Annotated in this window: 7 protein-coding genes; 2 read left to right on the forward strand and 5 right to left on the reverse strand. The window is 41.9% G+C overall.

From position 1 onward, the window contains the following. Window positions 1–2 precede the first annotated feature (2 nt). On the reverse strand, window positions 3–1,517 hold the full coding sequence (gene ravA / locus HYN51_RS15985; RefSeq protein WP_108900923.1) for an ATPase RavA: 1,515 nt from the start codon (window positions 1,515–1,517) through the stop codon (window positions 3–5). Window positions 1,518–1,729: 212 nt separating this feature from the next. On the opposite strand from ravA, the gene kup reads away from it, so the two are divergent. Beyond that, a complete protein-coding gene (kup, locus tag HYN51_RS15990; RefSeq protein WP_108900924.1) occupies window positions 1,730–3,598 on the forward strand; it encodes a low affinity potassium transporter Kup in 1,869 nt (622 codons plus the stop codon). A 343-nt stretch (window positions 3,599–3,941) separates the two neighbouring features. On the opposite strand, the gene mdtD is transcribed toward kup, so the two are convergent. From mdtD to yieH, 3 genes are all read right to left on the reverse strand, one after another. Further along, a complete protein-coding gene (mdtD, locus tag HYN51_RS15995; protein WP_108900925.1) occupies window positions 3,942–5,333 on the reverse strand; it encodes a multidrug transporter subunit MdtD in 1,392 nt (463 codons plus the stop codon). 3 nt (window positions 5,334–5,336) lie between these two features. Continuing rightward, entirely contained in the window at window positions 5,337–6,056 is a 720-nt protein-coding gene (locus tag HYN51_RS16000) for a FadR/GntR family transcriptional regulator (protein ID WP_108900926.1), read from the reverse strand. Between the two features lie 255 nt (window positions 6,057–6,311). Further along, window positions 6,312–6,980, reverse strand: coding sequence for a 6-phosphogluconate phosphatase (yieH, locus tag HYN51_RS16005; protein WP_108900927.1), 669 nt, complete (start codon window positions 6,978–6,980; stop codon window positions 6,312–6,314). Between the two features lie 255 nt (window positions 6,981–7,235). On the opposite strand from yieH, the gene HYN51_RS16010 reads away from it, so the two are divergent. Beyond that, window positions 7,236–8,570, forward strand: a complete 1,335-nt coding sequence (locus HYN51_RS16010; protein WP_108900928.1) for an NCS2 family permease — start codon at window positions 7,236–7,238, stop codon at window positions 8,568–8,570. Window positions 8,571–8,633: 63 nt separating this feature from the next. Here the strand turns inward: HYN51_RS16010 and HYN51_RS16015 are convergent, their stop codons facing one another. Next, window positions 8,634–9,617: an OmpA family protein gene (locus tag HYN51_RS16015; protein ID WP_157953061.1), complete on the reverse strand. Its 984-nt coding sequence runs from the start codon at window positions 9,615–9,617 to the stop codon at window positions 8,634–8,636. Window positions 9,618–9,664 lie beyond the last annotated feature (47 nt).

The following is a 9,664-nucleotide window of genomic DNA, read 5'->3' on the forward strand; positions in this document are numbered from 1 at the left end:
GACTATTCAGCTCCAGAAAAACGCTGTTTTTGTTTGCTGATTTCTTCATGTACCGCAAACAGACTGGCTTCAATTTTTTCCAGCCACTGCTTATTAATGAATAGACAGGGTTGAGCATCGGTAAAATATTTACGTTGTTGATTGAGTCTGGACTGAGCGTTTTCTAATCGTTGAACTAACTCTTCAGTTGGTTGTATATGAAAGCTATCGTCTGACAAAGACAGGATAGAAGGAGATAAACTTAAATCCCGGATAATAAGTTGCATATTATCATCAACGGCCATATCTAAAGATTGTGAAAAACCAATGCCGTTAAGTTTACCTTTTGGCGATTCGCCTTTGGTTAACCATAATTCAATTTGTTGTTTTTCAATAACAATATGAGTTACTTCAATACCGTGGAGTTTCAGTGGTGTTTGTAATAATAGCGTTATTTTAGCTTCGGTAATATTTGCCGGTAATGCGTAGGTTTGTTTACGGTTAAACAGGGTAGTTTTACGTTCCAGTTTCAGAGATAACTGATTAGATTGTTTTTGCTTATATTTTAACCAATCAGCATTAATTTGTTGAATTTGTAATGTAATACTTTGCTGTTGAAATGCTTTTTCGGTAATTAATAATTCAATTTGATGTTCTACCAGCGATAAAGAATTAATATCGTGCCACAGGCAATCTTTTAATAAGATGAGATCGATAGGGCTTATGGCATCTCTGTCACTAAAGAATGAACTGGCTTGCAGCAGTCGAATGGCTTTTTTCCAACGTCGGTCAGAAATATAAGGACTATTATTCAAAGCATTAAGGTTTTGGCGCAGAGAATATATCAGCTCAAATATATCATCTGGTAACTTTACTTGGTTAATTTGTTGCTGCCATTCAACATACTCTTCATCACTGATACTTAATGATTCAATGGCAGAATTGAGCTTTTCACTGCTTTGATGATTGATCATCGATAAAAAGTTAGCTTTATCCTGAATATTGTTTAGCGATAAACGGATTAGCATCCTGTCGTATAGTGCTTCAAGACTGTTATCCTCTTCAGGAAGTTCGTTCGAGGCGGTAACCAATAATCGCAATGGCATGGCAACTTCAGTATCACCATTGCGGAAATGTCTTTCATTTATTGCCGTTAATAATGTATTTAGAATAGCAGGGCCTGCTTTCCATATTTCATCTAAAAAAACTATTTCAGCTTCAGGTAGATAGTTTTTAGTTAATCTAATATATCGACCATCTTCTTTTAACGCTTGAATAGATAATGGCCCAAACACCTCTTCTGGCGTTGAAAATCGAGTCATCAAATATTCAAAAGCATTAGCCTGTTTAAACGAGTATTTTAATCGGCGAGCTATCATACTTTTGGCAATACCTGGGGGCCCCAATAAAAAAACACTTTCCCCACACAGCGCGGCTAGCAGGCAGAGTCTTATGACGTGCTGGCGTTCATAAAGATCGGTTTCAAGGATACTGCTTAAACGGGTTATTCGTTCCGACAGGTATTTAGATTTAAGCATGATGAGAGTGACTGAATAATAATTAGTAAGAAAATTATAGCAGATCAATGATTAGTAATACTTTTACTTTACAACTAAAATAGATCTATCAGGGAAATTTAAACGTCGTTATGAAATATTTTATTGGCATCTGCTTTATATAAAGCAGATATTTATCAATATGTCTTTGGTTCTCCAACCACCGTATAAAAACGCGGATACAAGAAGCACTTATGAGTACAGATAATAAACGCTCGTTGCCGGCAACCATGTTAGCCACAATTGGTGTGGTTTATGGTGATATAGGTACCAGTCCTCTTTATACCCTAAGGGAATGTTTTTCTGGCTATTATGGATTTAGCGTTGAGCCTGATGTCATTTTTGGTTTCCTGTCTTTAATCTTCTGGATGCTTATTGTGGTGGTATCCCTTAAGTACCTGAGTTTTGTTATGCGGGCTGATAACGCAGGTGAAGGTGGGATTCTGACGTTAATGTCTTTGGCGGGAAGATATGCCAGCGATAAAAAAACCGCATTTGTGGTGATTATCGGGCTGATTGGTGGCAGCTTCTTTTATGGTGAGGTGGTGATTACGCCGGCAGTTTCAGTCATGTCAGCGTTAGAGGGGCTGGAAATTCTGGCTCCCTCCCTTGAAACCTATATTGTTCCCTGTGCGGTAGTGGTTTTGACCATCCTTTTTTGTATTCAGAAGCATGGAACCACGGGTATCAGTAAAGTATTTGCTCCGGTTATGCTGCTCTGGTTTTTCGTCATTGGTTTGTTAGGTGCTCGTAGCATTTTAGCCAGTCCGGAAGTGCTGTATGCCCTTAATCCTTCTTGGGCGATTGGTTTTTTTCTTGAATATAAGGCGTTATCATTTTTCGCCCTTGGTGCTGTCGTTTTAGCTATTACCGGTGTTGAAGCGCTGTATGCTGATATGGGCCACTTTGGTAAAATGCCGATTCGTTATGCCTGGTTTACTGTGGTATTGCCTTGTTTAGTTCTCAACTATTTTGGTCAGGGCGCATTATTATTGAGAAGTCCGGAAGCGATAAAGAATCCTTTCTTCTTGCTGGCTCCAGATTGGGCGCTAATTCCACTGTTGATTTTGGCCGCATTGGCTACGGTTATCGCCTCCCAAGCTGTTATCTCTGGCGTTTTCTCTCTCACTCGACAAGCGGTGCATTTAGGGTATTTACCACCGATGAAAATTTTGCACACCTCCGATATGGAGGCAGGGCAAATCTATATCCCGGTTATTAACTGGCTACTGTATATTGCTGTGGTTTTGGTGATTGTTACCTTCAAACACTCCAGTAACCTTGCTGCTGCTTATGGTATAGCCGTAACGGGAACCATGGTAATAACCTCTATTCTCTCTTGTACTGTGGCTAATCAAAACTGGCATTGGCCACGTATTGCTACCGTGACTATTCTGACGGTTTTGCTGTGTGTTGATGTTCCTTTGTTCTCAGCTAATGCCGTTAAGGTGTTCTCCGGAGGTTGGTTACCGTTGCTGCTGGGGCTATGTATGTTTATCGTGATGACGTCTTGGAAAAGCGAGCGATTCCGGTTGCTGCGTCGTATACACGAACATGGCAACTCTCTGGAAGCGCTAATTGCCTCGCTGGAAAAGAACCCGCCTACGCGAGTTAAAGGCACAGCGGTGTTTATGATACGTACAACCAACGTGATTCCGTTCTCTTTGCTGCATAATCTAACCCATAACAAAGTGCTGCATGAAAGGGTGATTTTAATGACGATAAAAACCGTCGATACCCCTTATGTGCATAACGTTCAGCGGGTGACTATTGAGCAGCTTTCACCGTCGTTTTGGCGCGTTGTGTCCAGCTATGGCTATAAAGAAACGCCAAATGTCGAAAATATCTTTTATCTGTGCGGGTTGGAAGGGTTGTCATTCAATATGGAGGAGGCATCATTCTTCCTTTCTCATGAATCGGTTAAATTAGGTAAACGCCCGTGGTATTTGAAAATCAGAGGTCAGCTATTTTTGGCGCTTAATCGTAATGCGTTACGGGCAGCCGATCAGTTTAAGATACCGCCGAACAGGGTGATTGAGCTGGGGACGCAGATAGATATATAGAAAGTGGATTTTGTTATAGATATTTAATCAGCTTTTGTGAATATTCCGGCCGTAATGACAATGTGGTTATATGAACATTGTGTTCGGCCGGAAGACCATTTTACTTAGCTTCGGAGTGCGTCGGGCCTGGCCGGGTTAGGGGCGCTCCGGCAGCTAAAGCTGCTACGACCCCAACACCGTGCCTCCCAACGATTGGCTATCTTAAGGGGCTAAACCGAACAACCATACTTTGTTATCAATCTGAAAACATCTTCAGTGGGCTAGCGCAAGAGTCAAGTCGCCCCCTCGCCCGATGATTAACTTTTTTAAAGATGATTATTAATATTAGAAAATATAAATGTTATTAACCCTTTCTTCCCGTTATCAAATTATCCCCATCGCCAGGTTTTAGCATGATGAATACCAGCGAGGACAAGAAGGTGATAACGCCCATGGTGATAAAGGTGTAATGGAAGTGGTCGATGGTATTTCCGCTGGAGAAGGTTTCGTAAGCGTGAAGTACGGTGGCGCTAACGGCAACACCAAAGCTGATGGATAGCTGCTGGGTTACGGCCATCAGGCTATTACCGGAACTGGCGTTTTTATCGGTTAAATCACCCAGCGTAATGGTATTCATGGCGGTGAATTGCACCGACATTACCATCCCCATAAAAAACAGTGGAATAATTAGCATCCACAGCGGCTCTGCCGGGTCTTGTAATGAAAATTGGGAGATCATTGCACCAATCAGCAATGTAACGGCAATCAGAGTATTACGATAACCAAACTTATTAAGCACTTTAGTCACTATCGATTTAGCCAGCAGTGAACCAACCGCCGTTGGTGCCATCATACAGCCTGCTATCAGCGCCGAATAACCAAATCCGATTTGTAACATTAGCGGCATCAGAAAAGGGACACTTCCGGTTCCTAAGCGCGAAACGATGCTGCCCAGAATACCGGCAGAGAAAGTACGGATCTTAAACAGTGATAAGTGAAATAACGGGTGTCGATATCTAAATGCATGCCACACATACAGGAAGAGCAGAATAATCCCTGAAATAAAAATCAGTATAGCGAGTTGAGTTGACACAATGTGTTCGCTAAACAGTGATAACCCACTAAGCAACACCACTAGGCTTAAGCCAAACAGTAGGAAGCCCAATATATCGAATTTACGACCGGGAACGGTAAAATCAGGCATATATTTACGGGCATAAAACAGACCTATTAACCCGACAGGAATATTTATCAGGAAGATCCAGTGCCAAGTAGCATATGTGACTAGCCACCCTCCTAGTAGTGGGCCAACAATGGGGCCAATCAATCCGGGTATAGTGACAAAATTTAATACGGATAACAGTTCACTGCGTGGGTAGGCTCTTAACAACGCAAGGCGGGCAACGGGCATCATCATCGCCCCGCCTATACCTTGGATAATTCGCGAAATGACTAACATTGAGAGTGAATGTGATAGCGCGCAAAACAGAGAGCCAAGCACAAACAGAAATACCGAAATCATAAAAACTTTGCGAGTGCCAAAACGATCGGCTAACCAACCGCTAATGGGAATTAGCATCGCAACCGTGAGCGTATAGCTAATTATGGCTGACTGCATTGCCAATGGGGAATGATTGAGGCTTTTAGCAATAGCAGGAATGGCTGTATTTAATATCGTGGCATCCAGCGCCTGCATAAAGAACGCAGTAGCGGCAATCCAAGGTAGACCTGCTACACTACGTGCTAATTGAGTCATTCATTATCCTGCGGTTAATTTAATATTGTAGATCTTAATATCCTTTTCTAATAATTCCTGTGTGGCCTTAAGTGCTTCTGCACTATCCTTTTTCAGGATAGCATCAACAATGGATTGATGGTGTTCCAGCTTGATAACTTCATTATTGGTAATTGACCTGAAATAAGTTTGATAGACCGAACTAAACAGGTTGGAGAAGGAAGTCAAAAGCGGATTACAGCTGGCATTGTAGATAAGTTTATGGAATTCCGTATCAACCTGTACCCACTTTTCAGTGTCGAAATTTTTGTGTAATGAACGCATTTCAGCCATTAAAAGAGAGAGTTGATAGCGCTGTTCATTACTGGCATGTATTGCAGCCAAAGCGGCAGCCTGAGGCTCTAATGCCCGGCGTAATACCACAAAGTGTTGAGTGACTTCAAAAAAGTTATCTTTACTAATCCACCATGAAAGCAGATCTTTATCGAGAAAATTCCAGTGATACTTAGGCATAACTCGCGTACCAATCCGCGGTCGGGCAAGCAACATGCCTTTAGCAGTAAGCATTTTTACCGCTTCTCTGATGGCGGTTCTGCTAACGCTATATATTTCACAGAGTTCATTTTCACCCGGCAATATACTTTCTGCTGCAAATTCGCCAGACAAAATACGGTGTGCTAACTTTTCTGCAACCAAATAAGACAGATTTCGGTGGGCGGCCTGTTGCTGAACGCTAAATGGCATTATGTTAAGTATCCTTTCGCAGTTATCAATGTAAACCATTTGATTTTTTTAATGATTATTTTTGTTACACAACGAGAAGCACGCTATTTTATCCGATAAAGGGCGATAAAATAATAAACATTTCACCTTATTATGATCACACGTAATCGATAACGTATTTAAATAAGATAGGAATTATCTACTTGGATGAATCGCAGATAAAACACCGCCCTCTATAAAACCGGAATTCAGCTAAAACAGGGCGGTAAATCGATTTTACGACTGATAAATATCCCAGCCTTTTTCTTTCCATAACAGGGGTAATTCACTCATATTATAGAACGTAGTGACCAGAGGGTGATCGATTGGCTGATTGTGTGGATCGGCACAGTAGTAAAATACGGGAATACCGGCAGCAATACCGGCATGGGCACCTGCAACGGAGTCCTCAACTAAAATACATTTTTCCAATGGGATATCGAGCTTTTCACAGGCAAATACCAATAGTGCCGGATCGGGTTTCCAACGCTGGATATCAAAAGCGCTGTATAAATGGTCACCAAAGAAATCGATCAGCTTGGTTAGCCCTAGAGAATGCTGCATTTTACTGACTGGACCATTAGAAACGACGGCCATAGGCACAGTAATGCCTTCCAGCAGAGGACGGATCCCTTTGATAGGTTTCAGGCTCAGTTCGAACAACCGTGCCATATCCTGTCGGTACTCTTTCTCCAGTTTGTCGTCAGGCTGATCGAGACCATAGGTCTCCCTGACTTGAGCAAACACTTTATAAAGATTGGTTCCCTTAAACTGCTTTATGCACTCTTCTGTAGAAAGTGGAATGCCATAGCTCATAAAAACGTTAGAAAAAGATTCACAACATAAAATCTCGCTGTCTACTAAGGTGCCATCACTATCAAACAGCACGCATTCAACCGGTTGCATAATTCATTCCTTCACAAGTGACCAAAGTGTTTCATGTTAGAGGACATTCTATATATTAAAACAGTGTTTCAATAAATGGTAGTTCTTTGTTTATTTTGGATTTTTTGATAATAATCATATTGTTTGTAGTACAAAACGACCCATCAGGATTGCAACCTAATGATAAAAACTTAAATAATTCATGTAATCGATTGCGTATTTTGGTATATGTAGCGGCTTAGTTTTTATTACTTCATCTTCTTTCCGGATATCAAAATGAACAAACCAGTTTCTGGACCTGCTAACGGGCAAGGATTACTAGAGCGCATATTTCAGTTAAATCAACATGGAACGACCATAAGAACTGAGATTGTAGCTGGCTTTACCACCTTTTTAACCATGGTTTATATCGTTTTTGTTAACCCTCAAATTTTAGGGGTTGCAGGAATGGATACTGAAGCGGTTTTTGTTACTACCTGCTTGGTTGCCGCATTTGGTAGCATTTTTATGGGCGTTTTAGCCAATTTACCGGTTGCGCTGGCTCCGGCTATGGGGTTAAACGCTTTTTTTGCTTTTGTGGTCGTCGGAGCAATGGGCCATTCATGGCAAGTGGCAATGGGTGCCATTTTCTGGGGTTCTTTTGGTTTTCTGTTGCTGACATTATTTCGTGTTCGTTACTGGATGATTTCCAGTATTCCGGTTAGCCTGCGGGTTGGTATTACCAGCGGTATAGGTCTGTTCATTGGTATGATGGGGCTAAAAAATGCCGGTATTATCGTACCGAATCCAGATACGCTGGTGGCGGTTGGTAACCTGACCTCTCTGAATGTTGCATTAGGTATTTTAGGTTTCTTTATTATTGCCGTACTGGCGGCAAAAAATATTCATGCAGCTGTGCTGATCTCTATTGTAGTTACTACGGGTATTGGCTTGCTGGTGGGGGATGTAACCTATCAGGGTATATTCTCTGCGCCACCGAGCATTGCCAGCATTGTTGGTCAGGTGGATGTAAAAGGGGCGTTAGATATCGGTTTAGCCGGAATTATCTTCTCTTTTATGCTGATTAACCTATTTGACTCTTCCGGTACACTTATTGCGGTAACCGACAAAGCAGGACTAGCCGATGAAAGCGGTAAGTTTCCACGGATGAAGCAGGCACTAATGGTTGATAGTATTACTTCTACTGCCGGTGCTTATTTAGGGACTTCGTCTATTTCAACCTACATTGAAAGTTCTTCCGGGGTTTCTGTCGGTGGCAGAACCGGGCTGACGGCAGTTGTGGTTGGTCTGTTATTCCTGTTAGTTATTTTCCTGTCGCCATTGGCGAAGATGGTTCAGCCTTATGCGGTTGCTGGTGCGCTGATTTATGTAGGGGTTTTGATGACCTCTAGCCTGTCTCGCGTGAAGTGGAATGATTTAACGGAAGCAACGCCAGCGTTTATCACTGCGGTAATGATGCCGTTTACTTTCTCCATTACCGAAGGGATTGCATTAGGTTTTATCTCTTACTGTGTGATGAAAGCAGGCGTAGGTCGCTGGAGAGAGATCAGCCCTTGCGTACTGATTGTTGCTTTACTGTTTTTGATTAAAATTATTTTTGTCGATCATTAATCTGATGAAAATAAAACCGGCCTGAATTTCAGGCCGGTTTTATTGCTAGGGTGTTAACGGATATTATTCCGCACTATCATTCGTTTGAATCAAAGCATCTACACGACGGTTTGCACGGTTACAGTAGTTGCGTTCCTGATTTTGTAAGCTATCACAATTTACCGTTGGGTTATTGGCACCCTCACCGCTGGTAAACAGCATTGACGCTGGTACACCATAGGAAATCAGCATTTTCTTCACGGTTTCTGCGCGTTGAACCGATAGTTTCTGGTTAAATTCCGGCGTACCTATTGGGTCTGCGTGACCAACAATATCAACTCGTTGAATTTGAGGCAGGCTATTAATGTGTTTTGCCATATTTTTCACGATATCTACACCACCGGCTTCGATATCCGACACTTTATTACCGGCAAAGTTGAACAGTACGTTGCCTAACTGAGACATACCGCCTACATATTCACAGGGTTTGACTGCCGAAGCTCGGTTAATCGTCGCGCTGCTTTTATAACCAAATAGTTGGTTTTCTGCCGTGATACGGCTGACAGACACTGGTGTTCCGTTATCTTTATCTGAATTCGTTTCAACAAAGTAGGTTTTTCCACCGTTAAGTTGAGCGATAGTTTTTGGTGCTTCTTTCCCCGTATAGTGAGGTGCATCATTCTGATAAGCTTCAATAATGTGCTTACCAGGTAGCAGACAGAATACGCTAAATTGACCTTCTCTCAATGCACCTTGAAATTCCCGATCCACATAAATATCCGCCACGCCAATGGTGTTACTGCTGGATTTTTTCGGGTTATAAAACACGACCTGAGACAGTGAATTACCAATCTTTCCAACAGGCAGATACTGCAAACCGGTATGCTTCATAATGACAGCGGGTCCTGGTGTTGATGCGACAGGGCCTGCTGATGACTCTACAGAATCAAACATCATGGAGTCATTATCAACTGCCGGGTTGGCCATAGCGTTAAAAGTTAATAACGCGGAAATTAAACCGATTGCTGATTTACGGCACCATGTTGAACGTTTATTTACTTGTGACATTTTATTTTCCTTAAACATAACTATTTCTGAATGATTTACTTACTGAA

The organism is Limnobaculum parvum, assembly GCF_003096015.2.
GTDB lineage: Bacteria > Pseudomonadota > Gammaproteobacteria > Enterobacterales > Enterobacteriaceae > Limnobaculum > Limnobaculum parvum.